General features: G+C 71.9%; 19 protein-coding genes and 1 pseudogene. 7 read left to right on the top strand and 13 right to left on the bottom strand.

Features of this window, described 5'->3' with window-relative positions:
* Nucleotides 1-135 precede the first annotated feature (135 nt).
* From cobT to H4687_RS09295, 6 genes are all read right to left on the bottom strand, one after another.
* Nucleotides 136-4,626: a nicotinate-nucleotide--dimethylbenzimidazole phosphoribosyltransferase gene (gene cobT / locus H4687_RS09270; RefSeq protein ID WP_050398525.1), complete on the bottom strand. Its 4,491-nt coding sequence runs from the start codon at nucleotides 4,624-4,626 to the stop codon at nucleotides 136-138.
* A 346-nt stretch (nucleotides 4,627-4,972) separates the two neighbouring features.
* Nucleotides 4,973-6,184, bottom strand: coding sequence for a precorrin-6y C5,15-methyltransferase (decarboxylating) subunit CbiE (gene cbiE / locus H4687_RS09275; RefSeq protein WP_046919565.1), 1,212 nt, complete (start codon nucleotides 6,182-6,184; stop codon nucleotides 4,973-4,975).
* A 128-nt stretch (nucleotides 6,185-6,312) separates the two neighbouring features.
* Entirely contained in the window at nucleotides 6,313-6,951 is a 639-nt protein-coding gene (locus H4687_RS09280; protein WP_046919564.1) for a GNAT family N-acetyltransferase, read from the bottom strand.
* A 194-nt stretch (nucleotides 6,952-7,145) separates the two neighbouring features.
* A complete protein-coding gene (locus H4687_RS09285) occupies nucleotides 7,146-7,979 on the bottom strand; it encodes a MetQ/NlpA family ABC transporter substrate-binding protein (RefSeq protein WP_046919563.1) in 834 nt (277 codons plus the stop codon).
* A gap of 86 nt (nucleotides 7,980-8,065) precedes the next feature.
* Entirely contained in the window at nucleotides 8,066-8,812 is a 747-nt protein-coding gene (locus H4687_RS09290; RefSeq protein WP_046919562.1) for a methionine ABC transporter permease, read from the bottom strand.
* Nucleotides 8,809-9,852 carry a methionine ABC transporter ATP-binding protein gene (locus tag H4687_RS09295; RefSeq protein ID WP_046919561.1) on the bottom strand — a complete coding sequence of 348 codons (1,044 nt, stop codon included), beginning with the start codon at nucleotides 9,850-9,852 and terminating at the stop codon, nucleotides 8,809-8,811. The genes H4687_RS09290 and H4687_RS09295 overlap by 4 nt, the downstream gene beginning before the upstream one ends.
* 450 nt (nucleotides 9,853-10,302) lie before the next feature.
* On the opposite strand from H4687_RS09295, the gene H4687_RS09300 reads away from it, so the two are divergent.
* A complete protein-coding gene (locus H4687_RS09300; RefSeq protein ID WP_046919560.1) occupies nucleotides 10,303-10,662 on the top strand; it encodes a hypothetical protein in 360 nt (119 codons plus the stop codon).
* 1 nt (nucleotide 10,663) lies between these two features.
* A complete protein-coding gene (locus H4687_RS09305) occupies nucleotides 10,664-11,101 on the top strand; it encodes a hypothetical protein (RefSeq protein ID WP_046919559.1) in 438 nt (145 codons plus the stop codon).
* A 91-nt stretch (nucleotides 11,102-11,192) separates the two neighbouring features.
* On the opposite strand, the gene H4687_RS09310 is transcribed toward H4687_RS09305, so the two are convergent.
* The 3 genes from H4687_RS09310 to H4687_RS09320 all read right to left on the bottom strand — a co-directional run bounded on the left by H4687_RS09310 (nucleotide 11,193) and on the right by H4687_RS09320 (nucleotide 13,539).
* Entirely contained in the window at nucleotides 11,193-11,690 is a 498-nt protein-coding gene (locus H4687_RS09310; RefSeq protein WP_046919558.1) for a GNAT family N-acetyltransferase, read from the bottom strand.
* Nucleotides 11,691-11,735: 45 nt separating this feature from the next.
* Nucleotides 11,736-12,242, bottom strand: a complete 507-nt coding sequence (locus H4687_RS09315; RefSeq protein ID WP_046919557.1) for an RNA polymerase sigma factor — start codon at nucleotides 12,240-12,242, stop codon at nucleotides 11,736-11,738.
* A 106-nt stretch (nucleotides 12,243-12,348) separates the two neighbouring features.
* Complete coding sequence (locus H4687_RS09320) at nucleotides 12,349-13,539, bottom strand: glycerophosphodiester phosphodiesterase (protein ID WP_192781659.1); 1,191 nt, start codon at nucleotides 13,537-13,539, stop codon at nucleotides 12,349-12,351.
* Between the two features lie 331 nt (nucleotides 13,540-13,870).
* Between H4687_RS09320 and H4687_RS09325 the strand changes: the two genes are divergently transcribed.
* The gene (locus tag H4687_RS09325) at nucleotides 13,871-14,545 is read left to right on the top strand and encodes a lysophospholipid acyltransferase family protein (RefSeq protein ID WP_050398524.1); all 675 of its coding nucleotides are present in this window, start codon (nucleotides 13,871-13,873) and stop codon (nucleotides 14,543-14,545) included.
* 243 nt (nucleotides 14,546-14,788) lie between these two features.
* Here H4687_RS09325 and H4687_RS09330 read toward each other — a convergent pair whose 3' ends face one another.
* The 4 genes from H4687_RS09330 to argH all read right to left on the bottom strand — a co-directional run bounded on the left by H4687_RS09330 (nucleotide 14,789) and on the right by argH (nucleotide 19,547).
* Nucleotides 14,789-16,312, bottom strand: a complete 1,524-nt coding sequence (locus H4687_RS09330; protein ID WP_046916187.1) for an MFS transporter — start codon at nucleotides 16,310-16,312, stop codon at nucleotides 14,789-14,791.
* Nucleotides 16,309-16,875 (bottom strand): TetR/AcrR family transcriptional regulator, encoded by a 567-nt coding sequence (locus tag H4687_RS09335; protein WP_046916188.1) that lies wholly within the window; start codon nucleotides 16,873-16,875, stop codon nucleotides 16,309-16,311. The genes H4687_RS09330 and H4687_RS09335 overlap by 4 nt, the downstream gene beginning before the upstream one ends.
* 84 nt (nucleotides 16,876-16,959) lie before the next feature.
* Entirely contained in the window at nucleotides 16,960-17,931 is a 972-nt protein-coding gene (locus H4687_RS09340; RefSeq protein ID WP_046916189.1) for an aldo/keto reductase, read from the bottom strand.
* Nucleotides 17,932-18,116: 185 nt separating this feature from the next.
* On the bottom strand, nucleotides 18,117-19,547 hold the full coding sequence (gene argH / locus H4687_RS09345) for an argininosuccinate lyase (RefSeq protein ID WP_046916190.1): 1,431 nt from the start codon (nucleotides 19,545-19,547) through the stop codon (nucleotides 18,117-18,119).
* Between the two features lie 201 nt (nucleotides 19,548-19,748).
* Between argH and H4687_RS09350 the strand changes: the two are divergent.
* From H4687_RS09350 to H4687_RS09365, 4 genes and pseudogenes are all read left to right on the top strand, one after another.
* A pseudogene (locus H4687_RS09350) lies at nucleotides 19,749-20,579 on the top strand (hypothetical protein); the annotation flags it as partial.
* A gap of 657 nt (nucleotides 20,580-21,236) precedes the next feature.
* A complete protein-coding gene (locus H4687_RS09355) occupies nucleotides 21,237-21,824 on the top strand; it encodes a pyridoxamine 5'-phosphate oxidase family protein (RefSeq protein WP_046916191.1) in 588 nt (195 codons plus the stop codon).
* Nucleotides 21,825-21,992: 168 nt separating this feature from the next.
* Nucleotides 21,993-23,330: a ferredoxin reductase family protein gene (locus H4687_RS09360; RefSeq protein WP_046916219.1), complete on the top strand. Its 1,338-nt coding sequence runs from the start codon at nucleotides 21,993-21,995 to the stop codon at nucleotides 23,328-23,330.
* Between the two features lie 205 nt (nucleotides 23,331-23,535).
* Entirely contained in the window at nucleotides 23,536-24,615 is a 1,080-nt protein-coding gene (locus H4687_RS09365; RefSeq protein WP_046916192.1) for an FMN-binding protein, read from the top strand.
* Nucleotides 24,616-24,619 lie beyond the last annotated feature (4 nt).

Consider the following 24,619-nt stretch of genomic DNA (forward strand, 5'->3'; position numbering starts at 1 on the left):
CTGACGTGCGGATTCTAAGGGGCGGACGGGGAGTGGGGCTCAGCAGGTCCACCGGCCGAGCCCCCGGAGCGGGATGCGGGCCGGTGGGCGCGACCGCCCCCGGGCCGGTGGCGCGCCCGGCGCCCGCCTCCCCTGCTACTTCTCGGTCACCCCCGCCGAGTCGAACGTCGCCACCTCGTGCATCGCCCTGGCCGCGCTCTGCACGACCGGGAGGGCGAGGAGCGCGCCGGTGCCCTCGCCGAGGCGGAGGTCGAGGTCGACCAGCGGGCGCAGGCCCAGTTTCTGCAGGGCGGCCACATGGCCGGGCTCGGCACTGCGGTGGCCGGCGATGCAGGCGGCGAGGACCTCGGGGGCGATGGCGCGGGCCACCAGCGCGGCGGCACCGGCGCTGACGCCGTCGAGGATCACCGGCGTACGCAGGGAGGCGCCGCCGAGGAGGAGACCGACGATGGCGGCGTGTTCGAAGCCGCCGATCGCCGCCAGGACGCCGATGGGGTCGGCCGGGTCGGGCTCGTGCAGTTCGATGGCACGGCGTACGACCTCGGTCTTGCGGGCGAGGGTCTCGTCGTTGATGCCCGTACCCCGGCCGGTGACCTCGGAGGGGTCGGCGCCGGTGAAGACGGAGATCAGGGCGGCGGAGGCGGTGGTGTTGGCGATGCCCATCTCGCCCGTGAGGAGCGCCTTGTTGCCGGCCGCGACCAGGTCGCGGGCCGTCTCGATGCCCACCTCGATGGCCTGCTTGGCCTCTTCGCGGGTCATCGCGGGACCGGTGGTCATGTCGGACGTGCCGGCGCGGATCTTGCGCGGAAGCAGCCCCGGGGTGGCCGGGAGGTCGCTCGCCACGCCGACGTCCACGACGCAGACCTCGGCGCCCACCTGGGCGGCGAAGGCGTTGCAGACGGCTCCCCCGCCCAGGAAGTTGGCGACCATCTGGGCCGTCACCTCCTGGGGCCAAGGGGTGACGCCCTGGGCGTGGACGCCGTGGTCGCCCGCGAAGATCGCGACGGCCGCGGGCTCCGGGATGGGCGGCGGGCACTGCCGGGACAGGCCGGACAGCTGGGCGGAGATGATCTCCAGCATGCCGAGGGCGCCGGCCGGCTTGGTCATGCGCTTCTGGCGCTCCCACGCCTCGCCGAGCGCCTTGGCGTCCAGCGGTCGGATGCCGGCGACGGTCTCGGCGAGCAGGTCGTGCGGCTCGGCGCCGGGCAGGGCGCGGCGGCCGTACGTCTCCTCGTGGACGACCCAGGAGAGCGGGCGGCGCTTGGCCCAGCCCGCCTGCATCAGCTCGGGCTCCGCCGGGAACTCGTCGACGTACCCGACGCACAGGTACGCCACGACCTCCAGGTGCTCGGGCAGGCCGAGGGCGCGGACCATCTCGCGCTCGTCGAAGAAGCTGACCCAGCCGACGCCGAGGCCCTCGGCGCGGGCCGCGAGCCAGAGGTTCTCGACGGCGAGGGCGGAGGAGTACGGGGCCATCTGCGGCTGGGTGTGGCGGCCCAGGGTGTGCCGGCCGCCCCGGGTGGGGTCGGCGGTGACGACGATGTTGACCGGGGTGTCGAGGATCGCCTCGATCTTCAGTTCCTTGAACTGCTTCGCCCGGCCCTTCGGCAGCGACTTCGCGTACGCCTCGCGCTGGCGCTGGGCGAGTTCGTGCATCGTGCGGCGCGTCTCGGCGGACCGGATGACGACGAAGTCCCAGGGCTGCGAGTGGCCGACGGAGGGTGCCGTGTGGGCGGCCTCCAGGACGCGGAGCAGCACGTCGTGCGGGATCGGGTCGCTGCGGAAGCCGTTGCGGATGTCGCGGCGCTCGCGCATGACCTTGAGGACGGCCTCGCGTTCGGCGTCGTCGTAGGGCGGCGCGGCCGGGCCCGTGGGCTGCCGTGCCTCCTCCCGCACGTCCGTCGGTGCGTCTTCGGCTGTCTCGTCCACCGGGGCCGTGCTCTCTTCGGCTGTCGCGTCCACTTCTTCCGCTTCCGGCGCTTCGCCGTCCTCCTGGTCGGCGGCCCGGGTGGCCAGGTCCTCGGCGCTCTGGACGACGTCCGGGTTCACGCCGGTCGCCGCGTGCGGCTGCGCCACGAGCACCGTCTCGGCCTCGGAGTCCCGGGGCGTGGGGACCGCGGGCCCGGTCCCGGCCGGTTCCGTCTGGCCCTCGGCCGGCGGGAACTCGGCGGCGACGGGGGTCGGGCGGTCCTGCTCCGACAGCGGCGGGACCACCATTGCGTGGGGCGGGGTCGTGGCCGGGTGCGGGGCGGTCGGCACGGAGCCGAGGAGGGGCACGAACGGGGCCGGCGTACGCCCGGGACCGGTCCCGGGCGCGGGCTCCTCGGTGGTGCCGGCGAGCGGAGTGTCCGACGCGGGCTCGGCCGGGGGCTGGAGCACCGCGCCCTGAGGGGCGTCGATCGCGGCGGCCACGGGGATCGGGGCCTCGGCCGTGGAGGGCTCGGCGGCCGGGGGGTCCGCGATCTCGGGGGTCACGGCCACGGAGTCGGCCGCGGGGTCGGCCGGAGCTTCGACGGTCACCTCGTCCGAAGGGGCGGGATCCTGGGGATCCGTGGTGTCGGCCGGCCGGTCCGCTGCGTTCACCTCCGTGACCTCGGGCTCGACGACGGCTTCGGCGGGGACGGGTGACTGCGGGGTCTCCGGCTGCGGAACGGTGTCGGCGGCGGCCTGTTCGGCTGGCGACTGCTCCGCTTCCTCGTTCCGGTCCTGGTCGTCCTGCTCGCTGCGGTCCTGGGCCTCGGCCCGGTGCTCGGTCTGGTCCTGGTCCTGGTCCGCGACGAGTGCGACCGGCTCGGTGGCCTGCGGGTCCTGCGGTACGGACTCGGGCTCCGAATGTACGGGCTCCAGCGGCTGGGAGTCGTCCATGGCTCCGGTTTCGAGCGCGCCCCCCGTGGGGACGTCCGGCGTCGGGACCGCCGCGGTCTCCGTGAGCTGCTGGGGCTCCTCGGCGACGGGCGGCTCCGCCGCCTGCCGGGGCTCCTGCGCGGGGGCGGGCTCCGCAGCGGTGTCCGTGACGTCCTCGGCGGCGGGCTCCTGCGGGGAAGCGGGGGGCTCCTCGGCCGGCGTGGCGGGGGCCGTCTGGGCGTCGGCCGCGGTCGGCGCCTGCGGCCCGGGGGCGGCGGGCTGCTCGGCGTCCTGCGCCTCGATCACGTCCTCCGCCACGGCCTCGTCGGTCGGTACGGGCTCGTCGGTCGGTACGGGCGCTACGGACACCGCGGGCCCGGCGGGGTCCGCCTGCGGCAGCGTCTCCGCCTCGTCGAGCGCGGCCGGAGCGGACGCGTCGGCGGGCTCGGTGGCCGCCTCGGGCTCCTGCGGGACCTGCGGGACCTGAGGGAGGCCCTGGGGCTCGGCGACGGTCCGGGCCGGGGCCGGCTCGGAGTCCTGGGCGACCGGAGGGACGGCCGCCGCGTCCGGCATCTGCTCGGCCGGGTCGACGGGCGCGGCCTCCTCGAAGGCCTGCGTCTCGGGTGCCGCCTCCACCGGCTCGGTGGCCTGCGGAGCCACCTCTGGCGGAGCCACGGCCTGCGGGTGCTCGGCGCCGGACACGATCTCGGCGGCCTCGGGGGCCGGAGGCTCGTCGGCGGCCTCGGGGGCCGCCTCTTCCTGCACAGCAGCCGGCACCTCGGCCGGTTCCGGCACCTCGACCGCCTCCGCCACCTCGGTCTCGACGGGGGCCGGTGCTTCGGCCGCCTCCGGGGCGTGAGTCTGCGCCTCGGGCGCCTCTGAGACCTCGGCCTGCTCGGCGGCAGGCGCCTCGGCCTCACCGGGCAGCTGCTCCCCGGCGGCGACCGGCGCGTCCACGGCCTCCGGGACCTCCGGGGCCTGAGGCCGGGGCTCGACCGCCTCCGGGGCCCGGAACTGCGCGGCGACCGGCGTCCCCACGGCCTCCGGGTTGCGGAACTGCGCGGCCGCGGCCTCCTGGGCCAGGGCGTACGCGGCGTCCTGGGCCTGGTGCAGGGCCTCGGCGTCCTGGATCTCCTCCGGCGCGTCGGCGGACTGCGACGCCTCCTCGCTCAGCGGTGTCTCCGCCACCGCCACGGAAAGCTGCGCCTCCTGCGGAACGACCGTTTCTGCGGCCGCTCCCCCGGCGACGACCCCGGGGGCGGCCTGGGCAGGGGCGCCGACCCACTGCGACACGGGCTGCTGGGGCACGTCGAGGTACTCGGGGCCCATGGTGGGCGGGCCGGAGTGGCGCCCGGCGCCGGGCGGGACGGGGGCGCCGGCCGGGCCTCGGTCGGCGAGGGAGCGGACAGGGCTGGCGGAGGCGTCGGGGGTCGGCGGGCCGAGATGCAGCGGCCGACGGGCCACCGGCGGCTGCGGGACGGGGGTCGCGACCGGCGTACGGACGGCGCCGAGGTCGAGCGAGCCGCTGTCCCGGCCGGACATCTCGTGCGGGCCCGGCTCGTGGACGACGGGTTCGTGGACGACCTGGACGACGGGCTCGGGGGCGGGCGGCGGCATCTCGTTGCCCCACGCGCCCTGGGCACCCGGCAGCAGAAGGTCTTCGTCCTCGGCGGCGGTCTCGGAGAGGTAGGTGTACGCACCCGGCGCAGGGACGCCCGGCTGCTCCACCATGCCTGCGCTCTCCGGCAGTCCCTCGCCCGGGACCTGGCCGGTGTCGGTCATGCGTACCCCTCGCCCATCGGTTAGTGCCTCCATGCCAGCTGGCCCGGGACGGCGCACCTACCGCCCCACTGTGGAGAACGAGCGTGCGTGCCCAGCGGCACGTGACGACCCGGCTGCATGTCGACAAAGCCATTGAAGGGCCATTGTCCCGGTCGTCCCCCCGTCGCGACAGCTTGATCCGCGCCGGTCCGCTGTGGACTGCGCCACGTTGCGCGTCCTCCCCGTTTCGCCGTACCACACACGCCCTCAAAACGGGCGTGCTTTTAGGACATTGACCGACGAAGTGCCGGATGTCGAAGTGCGGTACAACAGTCGGCCAGCTTACCGCGCCGGTACGACAACCGGATCACAGGGAACGTTCGGGCAGGGTCCCGCTGAGCAGGAAGGCGACGCTTCGTTCCCGCTCCGTCCAGGCCCTTGTATCGAGTTCCACGGACTGGACGAAGTCGCAGCGGACCTCGTACCCGTGCTCGTTCAGGTCCCGTCCCACACGCTCGGCGGCGGGGCGCGTCAGGGCGTGGGTGACGATGCACCGGGGGCGGCGGTCGGCGACGGCGGAGACCACGGCCGCTCCCCCGCCGCCGACACGTACGACGTCGGGTTCGGGGAGATTCTCCAGGACGTGCGGGGCGGCGCCGTGGACCACCTGGAGCTGGACGCCGAAGCGGCGGGCGGCCAGGGTCGTGCGGCCGCAGGCCTCCGGGTCGCGGTCGACGGCGATGACGGCGGCGCCGCAGCGGGCGGCCTCGGTGGCGAAGGCGCCGCTGCCGGAGCCGATGTCCCAGACGAGGTCGCCCACGCGCGGTCCGAGGCGGGCCAGTTGGGAGGAGCGCAGCAGTTCGGCCTCGCCCTCGCCCAGGGCGCCGCCGTAGACGGCGGAGGGCAGGGCCCAGCCGCGCGGTCCGCCACCGGGGTCGCGCCCGGCGAGCCAGCCGCCGCCCTCGGCCGCGCTCGCGTGGCCGCCGATGACGATGACGAGGTTGGGGTCGCGCCAGGTGCGGTCGACGGCCTTGTCGGAGGTGAGGACGGTGACCCGCTCGCGTTCCGTGCCGAGTTCCTCGCAGACCACGAAGGTGCGGTGCACTCCGTCGAGGAGCAGGCCGAGTTCGGCGGGGCCGGCGCCGGGTGAGGTGAGGACGGCGACCTTGGTGTGGGCGCGGCACACGTTCACCGCGCGGCGCAGCGTACGGCGGTGGGCGACGACGACCTCCGCGTCGTCCCAGGGCATGCCCGCGCGGGCGAAGGCGGCGGCCACGGAGGAGACGCCGGGGACGACCTCGACCTCCAGGCCGAACTCGGGGGACCTGAGAGTGCGCACGACACCGAAGAAGCCCGGGTCGCCGTCGGCGAAAACCACGGCGGTGCCCCGATGGCCGGCGATGCGACGGGCGGCGAGGGCGACGCTGCCGAGACGGATGCGTTCGGCGGGCGGGGGCACCTCGGGCAGTGCGAGGTGGTGGGCCGCACCGGCCACCAGTGTGGCGGCGGCGAGGGCGGAGCGTGCCGCGGCGGTCAGGGGGGAGCCGTCCCAGCCGATCACCGTGACCCGGTCGGCCATCGTCGTCAGTCTCCAGAGGGTCTTCGCAGGTCGTCGGGAATGCCCGCACGGGGTCCCGTGAGACTACCTGGTGACGCCGTGGGCCCCGGCGGCCGGGTTCGCGGCCGCGCGCGTGCCCGTGAGTGGTTTCAGTTCCAGTCCGAGTAGGCCCCGTAGCCGCCGCTGTCGGCCAGTTCCTGGCTGACGCCCTCGATGTCCTCCGGGAGGAGGCTCCAGACGATGAAGTCCGTGCGGACCTCGGTCCAGCCGTCCTCGGCGGTGCGGGTGCGCGCTATACAGGCGTTGCGCAGCACGCCCTCGCTGATACAGCCGATCTTCTGGGCGACCTGCTGGGAGGCGGTGTTGTCGGCGGCCGTGCGCAGCTCGATGCGTTCGAACTTCTGCTCACGGAACAGCCATTGGGCGGTGGCGAGGGCGGCCTCGGAGGCGTAGCCCTCGCCGCGGGCCCAGGGGGCGACCACGTACGAGAGTTCCGTCGCACGCACGTGCCAGTCAGTTTTCGTCAACTGGATGACGCCGACCAGGCGCTGGGTGAGGAACTCGGTGACCGCGAGGTCGAGGCCGCGTCCCGAGGTGCGTTCGGTGGGCGCGTACTCGGCGATCCAGGTACGCGCCTCGCGTTCGGTGAAGGGCTGCGGGACATCGGTCCAGGCCATCACCTGTTCGTCGTTCATCATCTCGGTGAACGCCTGGATGTCGTCCTCGTCGAACGGGCGCAGAACCAACCGATCCGTGTTGATGGAGATGTCGGGAAAGGTGCTCGTCATGCGCCGCTCCGTAACGCTCGAAAACTTTGAGAGCCTGCCGAACTGCCCAGCATGCAGCATGTAAGCACTCAATCGCACCACGGGGCCCTCCCCCACTGCCCAAAGGGCGTGGGGGTACCCCCACCCGGTGAGGGAGCGGACCCCATGCGTGGCGATACGCCGTATACGTGCCGGTGAGCCGGCCGGCGGAGCTGTCAGAAGGACGGGAGGACGGAGCCGTTGCTCCACTTGTCCTCGATGAACTTCCGTACCTCGTCGGAGGTGAGGAGCTTGGCGAGCTTCTTCACGCGCGGGTCGTCCTCGTTGCCCTCCTTGACGGCGAGGAAGTTGCCGTTCGGGTTGTTCTTGGCGGGCTCGACGGCGAGGGCGTCGTCGGCGGGCGAGAGGTCCGCTTCGAGGGCGTAGTTGCCGTTGATCACCGCGGCGTCGACGTCGTCCAGGGAGCGCGGGGTCTGGGCCGCCTCCAGTTCCTTGAACGTGAGCTTCTTCGGATTCGCGGTGATGTCGGCGGGGGTCGCGTCGGTGCCGACGCCCTCCTTGAGCGTGATGATCCCGGCGGAGTCGAGGAGCTTGAGGGCACGCGCCTCGTTGACCGTGTCGTTGGGTACGGCGATGGTCGCGCCGCTCTTGAGGCCGTCCTTGCTCTTGACCTTGTGGGAGTAGAGGCCGAGCGGTTCCAGGTGGACCGTGACGACGGGCACGATGCTGGTGCCGTTCTTCTTGTTGTAGTCGTCGAGGTACGGCTGGTTCTGGAAGTAGTTGGCGTCGACGGACCCGTCCTGCGTCGCCGGGTTCTGCAGGACGTAGTCGCTGAACTCCTTGACCTCCAGCTCCAGGCCCGCGTCCTTCGCCAGATGGTCCTTCACGAAGCCGAGGATGTCCGCGTGCGGGGTCGGGCTGGCGGCGACCACCAGCGGGCCGCTCGTGTCGGACGCGTTGTCGTCCTTGTCCGCGCCGCAGGCGGTGAGCCCGAGGGTGAGGGCCCCGGCGGCGAGAAGGGCGGTGGTGAACTTGGTGGTGTTACGCACGAAAAGTGCCTTTCCTTTTGGGCGGAGCTGTCCCGTCTTGGGTGGGACGGGAAATCTGTCGGATGCCCGGCGTACCGGGGCCGGGGCTATGCCTTGGTGGCTTCTGTCGGGGTGGCCTCTGTCGTGGCGGCCCCGGTCCTCAGCAGCCGCAGGACGGGTGCGGCCGAGGACCGCCCGCCGCGCCGGTGCAGGGCACGGGCCGCGTAGTCGCCGGCGAACTGGACGGCGGAGATGACGACGGCGAGGACCGCCACGGTGATCCACATCAGTTCGGTCTCGAAACGCTGGTAGCCGTACCGGATGGCGATGTCGCCGAGGCCGCCCGCGCCGACGGTGCCGGCCATGGCGGAGTAGCCGATGAGGGCGACGACGGTCGTGGTGGCCGAGGAGATCAGCGACGGCAGGGACTCGGGGACGAGGACCCGGCGGACGACGGTCCAGGTGTTGCCGCCCATGGCCTGCACGGCTTCGACGAGCCCGTGGTCCACTTCGCGGACGGCCGTCTCGACCAGACGCGCGAAGAACGGGATCGCGCCGATGGCGAGCGGCACGATGGCGGCCTCACGGCCGATGGTCGAGCCGGTGACCCAGCGGGTGAAGCCCATCAGCGCGACCATCAGGATGATGAAGGGCATCGAGCGGGCGACGTTCACGATCTGCCCGATGACCTTGTTGGCGAGGACGTTGCGCAGCAGCCCGTCCCGGTCCGTGAGGACGAGCAGGATGCCGAGCGGGAGTCCGCCGGCGACCGCGATGAGCGTGGACCAGCCGACCATGTAGAAGGTGTCCCCGCACGCCTGCTCCAGCAGGGGACGCATCTCGTCCCAGGTCACTTGGCACCCTCCTTCACCGGCGTGGAGGCCTGGGCGTCCCGGCCGACCACGTCGACGCGCAGGCCCTGCTCGCGCAGGAAGCCGAGGGGGACGACGTTGTCCTCGTAGCGTCCGGGCAGTTCCAGGCGCATCCGGCCGATCTGGAGGCCGCCGACGGTGTCGATGGCGGCGCCGAGGATCGAGATGTCGATGTTGTACGTGCGGGACAGGCGGGAGACGACCGGCTGGGTCGCGGCCTCGCCCTGGAAGGTGACGTCGACGACCGTGCGGTCCTCGCCGGTGGCCTCGCCGCCCACCGGGAAGAGGGCGGCGGCCAGGGCGGAGTCGGGGGTGGCGAGCAGTTCGCCGACCGTGCCGGACTCGACGATCCGGCCCTTCTCCATGAGGGCGGCCGAGTCGCAGACGGTCTTGACGACGTCCATCTCGTGCGTGATGAGCAGGACGGTCAGGCCGAGTTGGCGGTTCAGGTCGCGCAGCAGGGCCAGGATCGAGCGGGTGGTCTCGGGGTCGAGGGCACTGGTGGCCTCGTCGGAGAGGAGCACCTCGGGGTCGCCGGCCAGCGCGCGGGCGATGCCGACGCGCTGCTTCTGGCCGCCGGAGAGCTGGGCCGGGTAGGCCTTGGCCTTGTCGGCCAGGCCGACGAGGTCGAGCAGTTCCAGGGCCTTGCGGGACCGCTCCTTGCCGGACCTGCCGAGGATGTCGAGCGGAAGCTCGATGTTGTCCTGGACCGTGCGGGTGGACAGCAGGTTGAAGTGCTGGAAGACCATGCCGATACGGCTGCGCGCCCGGCGGAGTTCCCGGCCGGCGCGGGGGCCGCGGCCGGCCAGGGCGGTCAGGTCGCGGCCCGCGACGGTCACGGTGCCGGAGGTGGGGCGTTCGAGGAGGTTGACGCAGCGGATCAGCGAGGACTTGCCGGCGCCGGACTGGCCGATCACGCCGTACACCTCGCCCTCGCGTACATGGAGATCGACGCCGTCGAGGGCGGTCGTCTCGCGGCCGCGACCTCGGTAGACCTTGGTCAGGCCCGATGTGGTGATCACTGGATTTCCGTCACTGTCGTGTGCGGGGGCGTGGGTGTGCCCGGGCACGGGTGCAGGCTGTCAGGGACGCGACACGGTTCTCGCGGTGGCGAGGGAACCGGGGGAGAACATGCGCGCGGGGGCTCGGTCCGTCACGCGCGAGGGCGTGCGGGGCCTTCTAGAAGGCGCACATTCGACACATACAACGAGCACCGGGCGTCATCGTCGCCTCGGTCGCAAGGGTGCGGCAGCTCGTCGTGGTCATGAGATCAGTAAAACAGATGCATGCGGCAGGTGAGAGCGGGCTGTCCGCAATGCGGACAGCCTTGGGAGGTATATCCGCAGGTGCGATGGGGTGGCGTCCACTCCGTGGGCAACGGCCGTTGTGGCCAAGGCCACGATCCGCGGCCTTCGGGTTTCACGGGCCGGGGCCGGGCGCGGCGGGGTTTTGAGCCGTAATAGGGTCGCGGCATGCTTGTTCCCCTGACGGTGACGACCGCCGTCGCCGCCCTTCTGCTCGCCGCCTGGTGCGGCTGGGCCGCGTACCGCGATCAGCCGACCAAGGACTGGCACTTCATCGGCATGGCCGTGGTGTCGGTGCTGGCCCTGGTGCAACTGGTCGTCGGCATCGTGCAGTTGGCGCGCGGGGAGAAGCCGGAGCAGGGGACCACGATCTTCGTCTCCTATCTGCTCGGGGCGCTCGCCTGCGTCCCGGTCACCGGGTTCATGTCTCTGGCGGAGCGCACCCGCTGGGGCAGCGTGACCGTCGCGGCCGGCGGTGTGGTGCTCGCCGTGCTGCAGGTGCGGCTCTACGACATCTGGGGAGGCTGACGTGACCGCCACGGACGACGTACCGCGGGACACCAAGCGGACGCGGCTCATCAGCGGGCCGGGAATGCTGCTGGTCTGGCTCTACGGCGTGATGGTCGTCGGGGCCGTGTCCCGCTCCGCCGTGCAGATCTCCACCGAGTTCGAGCACGCGCCGCTCGCCTACACGCTGTCCGCGGTGGCCGGTGTCGTGTACGGGTTCATCACGTACTCGCTGGTGCGGGGCGGGGAGTTCGCCCGGCGGGCCGCGCGGATCTGCTGCGCGGTCGAACTGGCCGGCGTCCTCGTCGTGGGGACGTGGACGCTGGTCGAGCCGTCGGCGTTCCCCGACAGGACCGTGTGGTCGGACTACGGGATCGGATATCTGTTCATCCCCGTGATCCTGCCGGTCACGGCGATGTACTGGCTGCGCAAGAGCGCGCGACAGGGACAGGCCGCCTGAGGTCTCGTCGTCAGGCGGCCGAGGTTTCCGCCGTGGCTCGTCGTGCGGCTCTTCGCGCCCCACCGGGGGCGTGTCGGGCCCGCCCCCCGCTCTACGCCGTCGTCGCGTACGCCGCCGCGGGCTTCTCCAGCACCACCATCGGTACGCCGTCCCGGCCCTGGCTGGTGCCCACGGTCTCGTAGCCGACCCGGCGGTACAAGCGGAGGTTGCCCTCGCTGCGGTGGCCCGCGCTGAGGCGGAACCTGGTGGCGCCGCGCTCCTCGGCGAGGGCGGACTCGGCGGCGCGCAGGAGCCGTGCGCCGATGCCGTGGCCCTGGAGGCGTGGGTGGACGCAGAGCTTGCCGATGGCCGCGGTGCCGTCGGCGTCGAGGGCGCCGCGCACGGAGCCGACCACTTCGTCACCCAGTCGGGCCACGAACACACAGTCCGCGGCGACCTCCTCGCGGACGGAGTCGAGGCTCTGGACGAGCGGATCGATGCGGTAGTTGCCGTACAGGGCCGCCTCGCCCTGGAAGCACAGGTACTGCAGCCTGAAGATCTGCTCGGCGTCCTGCTCGGTCGCCACCGAGATGGTCACGCTCATGCCCATGTGTGCACGCCTCCCGCTCACCTGCTCACCCGATGTCCTTCACTCCTATCCCCGTGGTTCGCGCGCCGCAACCTCCGCGGACAGCAATCGTCGAAGACATCCCAGACATCTGGAACGTTCCGGACCCAGGCTGCCCTGTGAGATACCCAACTCGCCCGCGATCTCGCGGTAGGTGAGGTCCTTCGGGGACAGCAGGGCCGCGAGCAGCCGGGGGCATCGGCCTGGGAGCCGGCGTACGGCCGCGTACAGCGCGCGGCGGCGGGCGGCCGTCAGGGCCTGCTGTTCGGGGCCGGGCGCGTGCTCGTCGGCGGGCTCGGCGGTGTAGGGCAGTTCGCGCCGGGCCGTACGGCGGCTGAGGCGGGCCTCGAAGCGGACGGCGCTGCGCAGCCAGCCCTCGGGGTCGGCGGGCGGGCCGTCGGCGTCGATCCGCTCCAGCAGGCGCAGCCAGACCGCCTGTTCCAGGTCCCCCGCCTCGGTGCCGGCCGCGTCGGCCTCGGCCGACACCTCCGCGACCAGCAGGGGGCGGAGGGTGGTGAGCATGTCGTGTGTCATATGCCCCGGGACGACTCCGCCCCGGCAGGGGTTGCCGGGGCGGACGGGAATCACCCCAATCGGGGCCGACGGCTCGGGCGTTGACGGCCGGGCCGCCGGGCGGTCGTCAGTCGCCGACGAAGTCCGCGTGGGCCAGCAGGCCGGTGTCGGCGTTGTCGGTGAAGATGCCGTCGATACCGGTGTCGAAGTACACCTTGAACGCGCCGAAGGCGTCGCCGTAGGCGTTGGGGTCCGTGCCCCTGCGGAAGTTCGCGGGGAGGAAGGTGTTCTCGTTGCGCATGGTGTAGGGGTGCAGGATCAGGTTCTTGGCGTGCGCGTCCGCGACGAGGGTGGTCGGCGTGGTCAGGTTGCCGCCCGAGTCGCGCGGGATGATCAGGTCGAGCGTGGGGCCGATGCCGTTCGCGAACGAGGCGATCCAGGCGAGCCCGGCCGGCTTGACCAGGTCGGCGACGGTGCGCGGGTCGCCGGCCTCGACGAAGTCCCAGGGACGGGTGGCGGCGCCGGAGAGCAGGACGACGAGGGGGCTGTCGACCAGGTCGTTCAGGCGCTGGATGCTGCTCGGCTCGAACGACTGCAGGAAGACCGGCGCGTTCTTCTTGTGCCTGTCGTACTTGCGCAGCAGCTTGGCGAGCGGCTCCTCCAGGCCGAGGCCCAGCTTGCGGAAGTAGGTGGGGTGCTTGGTCTCGACGTGCAGCCAGACCCGTTCGCCCCGCTTCCTGCCCTCCTTGTCGGCCCAGCGCAGCACCTCCTCGAAGGTGGGGATCTCCCAGCGGCCGTCGTAGAGGGTGTTCTCCTGGCGGTTGGCCGGGATGCGCTCCTTGGCGCGCAGGGTCTTCAGCTCGGCGAGCGTGAAGTCCTCGGTGAACCAGCCGGTGTAGGTGACTCCGTCGACGACCTTCGTGGTCCTGCGGTCGGCGAACTCGGGGTGCGCCGACACGTCGGTCGTGCCGGTGATGTCGTTCTCGTGACGGCAGACGAGGTGGCCGTCCTTGGTGGGCACGAGGTCCTGCTCGATGACGTGGGCGCCCATGTCGAGGGCCAGCTGGTACGAGCCGAGCGTGTGTTCCGGGCGGTAGCCGCTGGCACCGCGGTGCGCGATGATCGTCGGCACGGGGAGTCTGCGGTACCCGCCGCCCGACTTCGTGCCCGACGCGGCCTCACCGGCCGAGGCCGTGGCGGGCAGCCCGAGGACCGCTCCGCCCGCGCCGAGCATCGCGGCGCCCAGCAGTGCCCGTCGGCCCGCTCCGCGTCCCTGCTCGTTCGAGTCCTGCGACTGCCGCGACTCCTGCGTCCCCATGACCGGCTCCTCCACCGTGATGCCCTGCACCTGTCAAAGCGGGACGATCGTAGGTGTCCGGAGGTGACCGCCGGGAGACCTGGGACCGAACACGCGGAAGACGCCTTGTGTCGCGCGAGAGGCGTGATGTGACGGACTGTCGGATCGGTGGCGCGATGTCGGTCACATGTTTCCGGCCGGTGACAGGCCGCCACCCGTGCGTCACCGCAGGTAAAACAGCGTCAACACTTGGTATCCACTCGGTGAATCCGGTGTGCGCCGGCCCCGGAGCCGGGAGTATCGTCCTCACCTGCACATACTTGTACCGGAACGCTTGACATGGGAGGGCCTGTTGTCCCGCTTCGTGCTCATCAAGGCAGTGCTCGGACCGATCATGCGCCTGATGTTCCGCCCCCGGGTGGAGGGCGCCGAGCACATTCCGGGAGACGGTCCGGTGATCCTCGCCGGCAACCACCTGACCTTCATCGACTCGATGATCCTGCCGCTGGTCTGCGACCGGCAGGTCGTCTTCATCGGCAAGGACGAGTACGTCACCGGCAAGGGGATCAAGGGCCGTCTGATGGCCTGGTTCTTCACCGGTGTCGGCATGATCCCCGTCGACCGTGACGGCGGCCGGGGTGGTGTCGCCGCGCTGATGACCGGACGGCGGGTGCTGGACGAGGGCCGGATGTTCGGCATCTACCCCGAGGGGACGCGGTCGCCCGACGGCCGCCTGTACCGGGGGCGTACGGGCATCGCCCGTCTCACGTTGATGACCGGGGCGCCGGTCGTCCCCTTCGCGATGATCGGGACGGACAAGATCCAGCCGGGTGGGGCGGGGGTGCCGCGGCCGCATCGGGTGACGGTGCGGTTCGGTGAGGCGATGGAGTTCTCGCGGTACGAGGGGATGGACCGGGATCGGTACGTGCTGCGGGCGGTGACCGATTCCGTGATGGCTGAGGTCATGCGGTTGTCGGGGCAGGAGTATGTGGATATGTACGCGTCGAAGGCCAAGGAAGCGGCGTAGCTCCGCTGGTTTGGCGGTGGGGGTTGGGGGGGGCTCGGGGGCGTGTGCGGGTGCGGGTGCGGGTGAGTGGGGGCTTGTCGCGCCGTTCCCCGCGCCCCTGAGGGGGTGCTCGCCTCGTTTGTCGGGTGCGGGTGGGTGGGGGTTTTCGTGCAGTTCCCCGCGCCCCTGGCGGGGGCTTTTCTTGCGTTCCCCAAGCCCCCTCGCCCCTGGCGGGGCGGGGGGGCTTGGGGTGGGCGTGTTGGTTTAGGGGGTGTTGTCCAGGTGTTGGGTGTGTAGGAGGAACCAGGCTGTGGCTGCCGTTGCCAGGAGTACTGTCGCTCCTGCGGCTGCGGCGATGGTCAGGCCGTCGACGAAGGCGTCCTGGGCCGAGGTGAGCATGTGGTGTGCCGTTTTCGGCGGCATGGTCCGCGCCGCCTCCACCGCTCCGCCCAGGGACTCGTGGGCCTCGGCCGGGGTGCCGGGCGGGGCCGGGAAGTCGCGGTAGACGCCCGTCACGATCGAGCCCAGGACCGCGATGCCGAGGGCCGCGCCCAGCTCGTACGCCGTCTCCGAGACGGCCGAGGCCGCGCCCGCCTGTTCCTTGGGGACGCTGGAGAGGATGACGTCGGCGGTGACGGTGAAGGAGAAGCCCGCGCCGACGCCGACGATCAGCAGCGCCGCCCCGATCAGGGGGTAGCCGGTGGTCCGGTCGACCAGGGTGAGCAGGGCGAGGGCCACGCCGATGGCCGCCAGACCGCCCGCGACCACCGAACGGACCGAGAAGCGGCGGGCGGCGGTTCCGGCGATCAGGCCCGCGACCACCGCGCCGACGGCCGCCGGCAGCTCCGCGAGACCCGCCTCCAACGGGCCCCGGCCCTGGACGAGTTGCAGGAACTGCGAGAGGAAGAAGACCAGGCCGGAGAGGCCCAGAATGGTCAGCAGGTCGGCCAGGACCGCTCCGGAGAAGCCCCGGTTGCGGAACAGGCGCATGTCCAGCAGCGGGTGCGGCAGCGTCAGCTGACGGCGTACGAACAAGAACAGTCCGGCGAGGCCGAAGAGGCCCGCGGCGAGCGCGTTGCCGTCGAGGCCGTGGGTGGCGGTCTCCTTGACCGCGTACACGACACCGATCATGCCGACCAGTGACAGACCGACGCTGGGCATGTCCCAGGGGCCGGGGCTCGGGTGGCGGGACTCGGGGAGCAGCTTGACGCCGACGAGGACGAGGACCGCCATCACCGGCAGGTTGATCAGGAAGACCGAACCCCACCAGAAGTGCTCCAGCAGGAACCCGCCGACGACCGGCCCGACCGCCGTGCCGGCGGACGCCGTGGCGCCCCAGATGCCGATGGCGAGGCTGCGCTCGCGCGGATCGTTGAAGAGGTTGCGGATCAGGGCGAGGGTGGCGGGCATCAGGGTGGCGCCCGCGACACCGAGCAGGGCCCGCGCGACGATCATCGTCTCGGGCGTCGTCGCATAGGCGTTGAGCACGGATATCGCGCCGAACGCCGTGGCCCCTATGAGCAGCAGCTTCTTGCGGCCGATGCGGTCGCCGAGGCTGCCGGCCGACACGAGCAGGCCCGCGATGACGAACGAGTAGACGTCACCGATCCACAGGAGCTGCGTGCCCGACGGCTGCAGGTCCTCGCTGATGTAGGGGGTCGCGAGACCGAGGACGGTCGCGTCGACGGCCACCAGCAGCACGGCGAGCACGAGGACGCAGAGCGCGAGCCAGCGGCCCGGCCTCTTCTCCGTCTCCGTGGTGCGCGCCGGCCGCAGGGTGCTGGTCATGATTCCTCTCTCGGTTGTTCGGGATGACGCAGTGCGCCGCCGAGCAGCAGCTCGGCGGTCATGTAGGTGAAGTCCTTGGCGGCCACACGGCCTTCCGCGACCGCCCAGGCGCCGGAGGCCAGCAGGCCGTACAGCGCCTCGGTGAGCCAGGCCGGGGTGAGGTCGATACGGAACTCGCCCGCGGCCTGGCCGCGTTTGAAGAGGGCCGCGATGCGGTCGTCGATCCGGGACCAGCCCTCGTGCTGCTGGTCGCCCTCGAACAGCTGGGCCTCGGTGTAGAGGAAGGCGAGGAGGCCGGCGGCCGGCTCGATCTCCCGCACGAGCCGTCGTACGGCCTCGCGCGCCGGGCCCTCGGTCGGGCGGGCCGCGTCCAGCGCGGCCTCGCACTCCGCGATGCCGAGCGCCTCCAGCGCCCGTACCAGCGCGTCGCGCCCGGCGAAGTGGCGGTGCAGCGTGGCCCGGCTGATCCCGGCGGCCTTCGCGACCTCGTCCATCGTCGCGGTGGACTTGCGGGTCAGCAGGGCGGCTGCGCTGCGCAGCATGTGTTCACGATCGACGGCCATGAGACAACCATAGCCCATGTGAGACATCAGTGTCTCATCATGGGCACGGCTGTCTCATAGCGTGACGGATACCGCGGGGAGTTCTCAGTGCCAGGGCAGCTGTCCGCGCTTCTCCCAGTAGGTCCGCGGGTCCTCGGCCAGGTCGGCGAGGCCGGACAGCTGTTCGTCGTCGAGGTCGACGACCGCCGCGTGCAGGTTGGAGGCGAGCTGGCCTGTGGTGGCGGCGCCGGAGAGGACGACACCGGCCCACGGCTGTCGCAGGACCACCGCCAGGGCGACGGCGTCGCAGCCGAGCCCCGTCTGCTCGGCGACGGCCCTGAACGCCCCGGGGGCGTGCGGGCCGGCCAGACGGCCGTTCGCCATGCCCTCCTTGACGATCACGGTGAGCCCCGCGTCGTGCGCCTCGGCGAGGGCGGGCGCGGCGGAGGTCTCCAGCGCGTTGTACGTCGACTGGACCGTACGGAAGAGGGGTTCGCCGTCCACGGTCACGGCGAGGGCGGTGCGGATGGCCTCCGCCTGGGCCGGGCCGCTGGTGGAGAAGCCGATGGTGACGCCCTCGGCGGCGGCCTGTGCCAGCCGGGCGTGGAGTTCCTTGTCGGTGAGGGCCGGGCTGTCCGGGGTCACCGAGTGGATCTGGTAGAGGTCGAGCCGGTCGCCGAGCAGTTCGGCGCTCTCGGCGCGCTGTCGCTCGTACGTGGGGAGGCTGTGGTCCTTGACCTCGTGCCGCTCGGCGTCCGTGGTCCAGTCGGCGGTGTAGGTGTAGCCCCATTTGCTGCCGACGACGATGTCGTCGTGGCCGGGGCGGGACGTCAGCCAGTCGGCGAGGAACTCCTCCGAGCGGCCGTACGAGCGGGCCACGTCGAAGTAGCGGACTCCCTGGGCGTAGGCGGCGTCGAGGAGTTCGTGGGTGCGGGCACGCAGGGCGTCGACCGTGCGGTTCTCGCCGAGGTCGGCGTCGCGGCCGAGGTTGATGTAACCGGGGCGGGCGACTGCGGCGAGGCCGAGTCCGAGATGGCAGGTGGGGGTGGTCGCTGCGGCCAGTCGGGCGAAGGGCATCGCGGGCTCCGTTCGGTCGGATCCTTGGGGCTTCCGACCAACGTAACCCGCGGCCGCGCTCCGCTCGGGCAGCCCGGGCGCCCAAGAGCCCATGAGTACGGGCTCTTGGGCGGATGCGGCCTCGTCGTGGCGTCGCGCAGTTCCCCGCGCCCCTACAGGGCCTGCGGCCCGTTCAGGGCGGTCGATCAGCCCTTCTTGGCGGTCGCCCAGGCGTGCTGGGCCGTCACGTCCCGCTTGATGTCGGCCAGCTGGACCGCCACCGCGCTCGGGGCGGTGCCGCCGCGGCCGTTGCGGGAGGCGAGGGCGCCGGGGACGTTGAGGACCGAGCGGACCTCGGGGGTCAGGTGGGCGGAGATCTTGGCGAACTGGTCGTCCGTCAGATCGTTCAGCTCCTTGTTCTCCGACTCGGCGACCTTCACGCACTCGCCGGCGACCTCGTGGGCGACGCGGAACGGGACGCCCTGCTTGACGAGCCACTCGGCGATGTCGGTGGCGAGGGAGAAGCCGGCGGGGGCCAGTTCCTCCATGCGCTCACGGTGGACGGTGAGCGTGGCCATCATGCCGGTGAAGGCGGGGAGGAGGATCTCCAGCTGGTCGATGGAGTCGAAGACCGGCTCCTTGTCCTCCTGGAGGTCGCGGTTGTAGGCCAGGGGCAGGGCCTTCAGCGTCGCCATCAGGCCCGTCAGGTTGCCGATCAGGCGGCCGGACTTGCCTCGGGCCAGCTCCGCGATGTCCGGGTTCTTCTTCTGCGGCATGATCGACGAGCCCGTCGAGAACGCGTCGTGGAGGGTCACGAAGGAGAACTCCTTCGTGTTCCAGATGATGACCTCCTCCGCGATCCGGGAGAGGTTCACGCCGATCATCGCGGTGATGAAGGCGAACTCGGCGACGAAGTCACGCGAGGCCGTGCCGTCGATGGAGTTCGCGGAGCTGCCGTTCTCGAAGCCCAGGTCCTTCGCCACCGCCTCGGGGTCCAGACCGAGGCTGCTGCCCGCGAGGGCGCCCGAGCCGTACGGGGAGACGGCCGTGCGCTCGTCCCACTGGCGCAGCCGCTCCGCGTCCCGGGAGAGGGACTGGACATGGGCGAGGACGTGGTGGGCGAACAGGACCGGCTGGGCGTGCTGGAGGTGCGTACGGCCGGGCATCGCCACCTCCGGGTGGGCCTCCGCCAGTCCGATCAGCGCGTCCTGGAGGTCGGCGATCAGGCCGCCGACCGTGCGGGCGTGGTCGCGCAGGTACATCCGGAAGAGCGTCGCGACCTGGTCGTTGCGGGACCGGCCGGCGCGGAGCTTGCCGCCCAGGTCGGGGCCCAGACGCTCCAGGAGGCCGCGCTCCAGGGCGGTGTGCACGTCCTCGTCGGCGACGGTGCCGACGAAGTCGCCCGACGCCACGTCCGCCTCGAGCTGGTCCAGACCGGCGATCATCCGGGTCAGCTCGTCCTCGGTGAGCAGGCCCGCCTTGTGCAGCACGCGCGCGTGGGCGCGGGAGCCCGCGATGTCGTACGGGGCCAGGCGCCAGTCGAAGTGGACCGACGCGGACAGCTTCGCCAGGGCCTCTGCGGGACCGTCGGCGAAACGGGCGCCCCAGAGCCGTACGTCACCGCTGTTGCTGCTCACTCGCGTTGCTCCTAGATCTCCGCGCACTGTTCGCTGTCATGCATGAGTATGCAGAACTCTGCATGAATCGTCAATCTGAGAGAACTTTGGGAGATGCGGAGAAAGCTTTGAACAAATGAAACCGCTTGCTCGTAACTCTCACCGAACGCAGGCGCCGCGTTAGTTCACACCGACCACACCCGACCCGAGTGAGGCATCCGCATGTCCAGGGCTCTTCCGAAGTACAACAAGCGTCGCGTAGGGATCATCGGCGGCGCCGCCGCGGTCGTGCTCTCCGGAGCGGTCATCGCGGGTTCCGCTCTCGCCGGTGAGGGTGCCAACAACGGCGGGCAGGACGCCGCGGGGGCCGCTTCCCCCGGCACCATCTCCTGCCCGGCGGTCGAGGGAAGCCTCCCGGCGATCCCCGCCTCCGCCAAGGCCGAGGTCGACAGCAATCTCGCCCTGCTGCAGACGCAGATCCAGGAGGCCAACAAGCGCCTGATCGACACGGTCGGCCAGGGCGGCGCCAACTTCGTCGACAACGCCATCCTCGGCCCGCTGGAGGACAAGCGCGTCGCCACGCTGAACCGCATCGAGACGGCCATCGGCCGCGCCGCCGCCAAGCCCGAGGGCCTGGAGAAGCTCGCCCCCTGCCAGCTCGACCAGGGCGGCGCCGCCGGTGACCAGGCCGGAGCCGGTGACCAGGCCGGTGCGGGTGCCGAGGCCGGTGCCGGTGCGGGCGCCGAGGACAACGCGGGTGCCGCGGGCGCCATCTCCTGCCCGGCGGTCGAGGGAAGCCTCCCGGCGATCCCCGCCTCCGCGCAGGCCGAGGTCGACCGCAACCTCGCCCTCCTCGACACCCAGATCCAGGAAGCCAACCAGCGCCTGATCGACACGGTCGGCCAGGGCGGCGCCAACTTCGTCGACAACGCCATCCTCGGCCCGCTGGAGGACAAGCGCGTCGCCACGCTGAACCGCATCGAGACGGCCATCGGCCGCGCCGCCGCCAAGCCCGAGGGCCTGGAGAAGCTCGCCCCCTGCCAGCTCGACCAGGGCGGCGCCGCGGGCGCCGGCGAGGAAGCGGGCGCGGGCGAAGAGGCCGGCGCTGACGACGGCGCGGGTGCGGGCGCGGGTGCCGAGGACGCGGGCAACGCCGGCGCCGAGGACAACGCGGGTGCCGCGGGCGCCATCTCCTGCCCGGCGGTCGAGGGAAGCCTCCCGGCGATCCCCGCCTCCGCGCAGGCCGAGGTCGACCGCAACCTCGCCCTCCTCGACACCCAGATCCAGGAAGCCAACCAGCGCCTGATCGACACGGTCGGCCAGGGCGGCGCCAACTTCGTCGACAACGCCATCCTCGGCCCGCTGGAGGACAAGCGCGTCGCCACGCTGAACCGCATCGAGACCGCGATCGGCCGCGCCGCCGCCAAGCCCGAGGGCCTGGAGAAGCTCGCCCCCTGCCAGCTCGACCAGTAGTCCGCACCGTCCACGCACTCTCACGATGACCCGTTCGTCCGGCGAGTGACCTCCTGCGCCCTCTGAGGGCACCAGGGGCCGTGACCGCCCCGCGCGCCGGCCGGGGCGGCCACGGCGAATCCGGTTCCGGGTGGATCCCAGCGAGGGGGTCCACCCGGAATTCGTGTTCCCGCACCCGATTCCCCGGACAGCCAATTCCTTAGACAGGCGAAGCGTTTCCGTCGATAATCGTTAGCCATGGGAAAGACTTACGAGCGCATAGACGGCCGCCTCCGTACGTTCATCGAGGCCCAGCCCCTCTTCTTCACCGCGACCGCGCCCCTGTCCGCCGACGGCACGGTCAACCTCTCCCCCAAGGGTCTGCGGGGGTCGTTCGTGATCCTCGACGAACTCACCGTCGCGTACCTGGACTTCGCGGGGTCCAACGCGGAGACGATCGCGCACCTGCGCGAGAACGGCCGGATCACCCTCATGTGGTGTGCCTTCCAGGGCCCACCCACCATCGTGCGGGTGCACGGCACGGGCGAGGCCGTCTTCCGGGACGATCCGCGCTTCGCCGGACTCCTCGCCCGCTTCCCCGACATCGACCCCGCCCCGCACGGCCTGCGCGCCGTCATCGTCGTCCGCGCCGAGCGCATCCGCGACAGCTGCGGCTACTCCGTGCCGTTCATGGCGTACGAGGAGGACCGCGACCTGCACGGCCGGCGCTTCGCACGCGAGGACGACGACTCCCTCAGCGCCTACTTCAGCTCCAAGGAGCACATCGCGACCAGCATGGACGGGCTTCCCGGACTGCCGTTGCCGCTGCCGCCCTCCGGCGTCTGACGCGCGGGACGCGGGACTCCGGCGCGCCATCGGCCCCTCCGTACGGCGAGTTGTTCACGCGGTTGAACACACGGCACTCCCAGCACGTACGTGTGGGCCAAGGGTCCAGCCCACCACGGAGGAACCGTGTCCACGATCGCCGGAGGTCGCGCCGCGCGCCGCCAGACGATGCGCCGCATCCGACCTCGTCGCTCCCCCGCCGTCCCGTTGCTCATCGCCTTCTGGGCGGGCGCGGCCGCGGTGGTGTGGCTGTGGTGGGACAACACCCCGTCCATCGCGGACCAGGGCAGCAAGATGGTCAACGCCGGGCGGATCACGGGTCTGCTCGGCGGGTACCTGATGGCCCTGGTGGTGCTCCAGATGGCCCGGGTGCCCGCGCTGGAGAGGCGGGTCGGCTCCGACCGGGTGGCCCGCTGGCACGCGATGACCGGCCGCTACACACTCTGCCTGGTCGTCGCGCACGTCGTCCTCACGATGTACGGGTACGCCCTCCAGGCCGGCCTCACCCACACCGCGATCCTCCAGCAGACCATCGACTCCATCAACCAGCTGCCGGACATGGGCAAGGCCGCCATCGGCACCGGCCTGCTGGTGTTCATCGGGCTCATCTCGATCGGCCCGGTGCGCAAGCGGATCCCGTACGACCTCTGGTACCACACGCACCTGCTGACGTACGCGGCCACGTTCCTGACCTTCTGGCACCAGATCACCACCGGCAACGAGTTCGCCGCCACACCCGCCGCGAAGACCGGCTGGTACGCGCTGTACGGCACGGTGACCGCGCTGGTGGTCTGGTACCGGATCGTTTCTCCGATCAAGCTGAACCTGAAGCACCGGCTGCGGGTCGAGGCGGTCATCGAGGAGTCGCCCGGCATCGTCTCGGTGCTGATGAGCGGGCGCAAGCTGCACCGGATGGGCGCGGAGGCCGGGCAGTTCTTCCGCTGGCGGTTCCTCGCCCCGGGCATGCGGTTCAGCTCGCACCCGTACTCGCTGTCGGCGGCGCCCCGCCCCAACATGCTGCGCATCACGGTCAAGGCGATCGGCGACCACAGCTCGGCCCTGCGCGACCTGGAGCCCGGCGTCCGGGTGTGGGCGGAGGGCCCCTACGGGGCGCTCACGGCCGGCAAGCGCAGCCGGGGCAAGGTGCTGCTGGTGGCCGGTGGTGTGGGCATCACGCCGATGCGGGCCCTGTTCGAGACACTGCCCGGCGCGGCCGGTGACCTGACGCTGCTCTACCGGGCCAACAGCACCCAGGACCTGGCGCTGTGGGACGAGCTGGCGCAGATCGCCGAGGAGCGCGGCGCACGGCTGATGTACGCGGTGAACAGCCCGGACGGTGAGCGCCCGGACATCTCGCCGGACTCGCTGCGCCGCAAGATCCCCGACATCGAGAGCCACGACGTCTTCCTGTGCGGGCCGCCCGGCTTCGCGCAGGGCGTGTACGAGGCACTGCGCGGCGCGGGCGTCCCGACCCGCCGTATCCACCACGAGTCGTTCGAGATGTGAGCGAGGGGACCGCCCGGCCCGGGTCCCGCCCGACCGGCCGTACCCGCCGGTGGTCCCCCGCACGTTCCAGCCGTAGGTCCCAGGACCGTCCCAGCGGTAGGTCACCAGGACCTTCCCACCCCGACTTTCTGGCCATGGGTTTCCCCACGGGTTCGCCCCACGGGTCTCCCCCGCGAGACTTCACAGTTCAGGAGCTGAAGGAGCGATGAAGAAGAGCCACCCCATCCGGCGGACTCTGCTCGCCACCGCCGCCACCGTGTCCGGCATCGTGCTGCTGCTGTCGCTGAAGCCGGCCTCGGACGCCGGATCGGTGCAGGCCGGCGCGGCCGGGGGCGCGCCTTCGGCGCAGGGCGGGGTGGCGGCGGGCGCGCAGACCCTGACGGGTTCCGCCGTCGACACCGAGTACGGCCCGGTCCAGGTCAGGATCACCGTCGACGGCGGCAAGATCACCAAGGCCGAGACCGTGCAGCAGCCGACCGGCGGCCGCTCCACCCAGATCAGCGGCGACGCCATTCCCAAGCTCAACCAGGCGGCCGTGGCGGCCGGCAGCGCCGACATCGACGCGGTGTCCGGCGCCACCTACACCAGCGCGGGCTACAAGGAGTCCCTGCAGTCCGCCCTGGACCAGGCCGGCAAGGCACCGGACGCGGGCGCCCAGGTGCTCACGGGCAGTGCCGTCCAGACCCAGTACGGGCCGGTCCAGGTGAGGATCTCCGTCAGCGGCGGCAAGATCACCAAGGCCGAGGCCGTGCAGGCGCCGAGCGGCGGCCGCTCCACCCAGATCAGCGGCGACGCCATTCCCAAGCTCAACCAGGCGGCCGTGGCGGCCGGCAGCGCCGACATCGACGCGGTGTCCGGCGCCACCTACACCAGCGCGGGCTACAAGGAGTCCCTGCAGTCCGCCCTGGACCAGGCCGGCAAGGCGCAGGAGTCGGGCACCGAGGTCGAGGCGGGCGGCGACGCGCAGGACACGGGCGGCGACGCCGAGAAGTCCGGGACCGGGCAGTCGACGGGCACCCAGGTGCTCACGGGCTCGGCCATCAAGACGGACTACGGGCCGGTCCAGGTCCGCGTCACGGTCACCGACGGCAAGATCACCAATGCCGAGGCACTGCAGCAGCCCACCGGCGGCCGCTCCACCCAGATCAGCGGTACCGCCATCCCCCAGCTCAACAAGAACGCCGTTTCGGCAGGGAGCGCTGACATCGATGCTGTCTCGGGCGCCACATACACCAGCGGCGGCTACAAGCAGTCCCTCCAGTCCGCCCTGGACCAGGCCGGCTGACCCG

Source organism: Streptomyces stelliscabiei, assembly GCF_014873495.1.
Taxonomy (GTDB): Bacteria; Actinomycetota; Actinomycetes; order Streptomycetales; family Streptomycetaceae; genus Streptomyces; species Streptomyces bottropensis.

Bases quoted from the DNA above. Each gene is read 5' to 3' on its own strand.
- cobT (WP_050398525.1), bottom strand. From the start codon at position 4,626: ATGACCGACACCGGCCAGGTCCCGGGCGAGGGACTGCCGGAGAGCGCA.
- cbiE (WP_046919565.1), bottom strand. From the start codon at position 6,184: ATGGCCGACCGGGTCACGGTGATCGGCTGGGACGGCTCCCCCCTGACC.
- H4687_RS09280 (WP_046919564.1), bottom strand. From the start codon at position 6,951: ATGACGAGCACCTTTCCCGACATCTCCATCAACACGGATCGGTTGGTT.
- H4687_RS09300 (WP_046919560.1), top strand. From the start codon at position 10,303: ATGCTTGTTCCCCTGACGGTGACGACCGCCGTCGCCGCCCTTCTGCTC.
- H4687_RS09310 (WP_046919558.1), bottom strand. From the start codon at position 11,690: ATGGGCATGAGCGTGACCATCTCGGTGGCGACCGAGCAGGACGCCGAG.
- H4687_RS09315 (WP_046919557.1), bottom strand. From the start codon at position 12,242: ATGACACACGACATGCTCACCACCCTCCGCCCCCTGCTGGTCGCGGAG.
- H4687_RS09320 (WP_192781659.1), bottom strand. From the start codon at position 13,539: ATGGGGACGCAGGAGTCGCGGCAGTCGCAGGACTCGAACGAGCAGGGA.
- H4687_RS09330 (WP_046916187.1), bottom strand. From the start codon at position 16,312: ATGACCAGCACCCTGCGGCCGGCGCGCACCACGGAGACGGAGAAGAGG.
- H4687_RS09335 (WP_046916188.1), bottom strand. From the start codon at position 16,875: ATGGCCGTCGATCGTGAACACATGCTGCGCAGCGCAGCCGCCCTGCTG.
- H4687_RS09340 (WP_046916189.1), bottom strand. From the start codon at position 17,931: ATGCCCTTCGCCCGACTGGCCGCAGCGACCACCCCCACCTGCCATCTC.
- H4687_RS09355 (WP_046916191.1), top strand. From the start codon at position 21,237: ATGGGAAAGACTTACGAGCGCATAGACGGCCGCCTCCGTACGTTCATC.
- H4687_RS09360 (WP_046916219.1), top strand. From the start codon at position 21,993: ATGCGCCGCATCCGACCTCGTCGCTCCCCCGCCGTCCCGTTGCTCATC.
- H4687_RS09365 (WP_046916192.1), top strand. From the start codon at position 23,536: ATGAAGAAGAGCCACCCCATCCGGCGGACTCTGCTCGCCACCGCCGCC.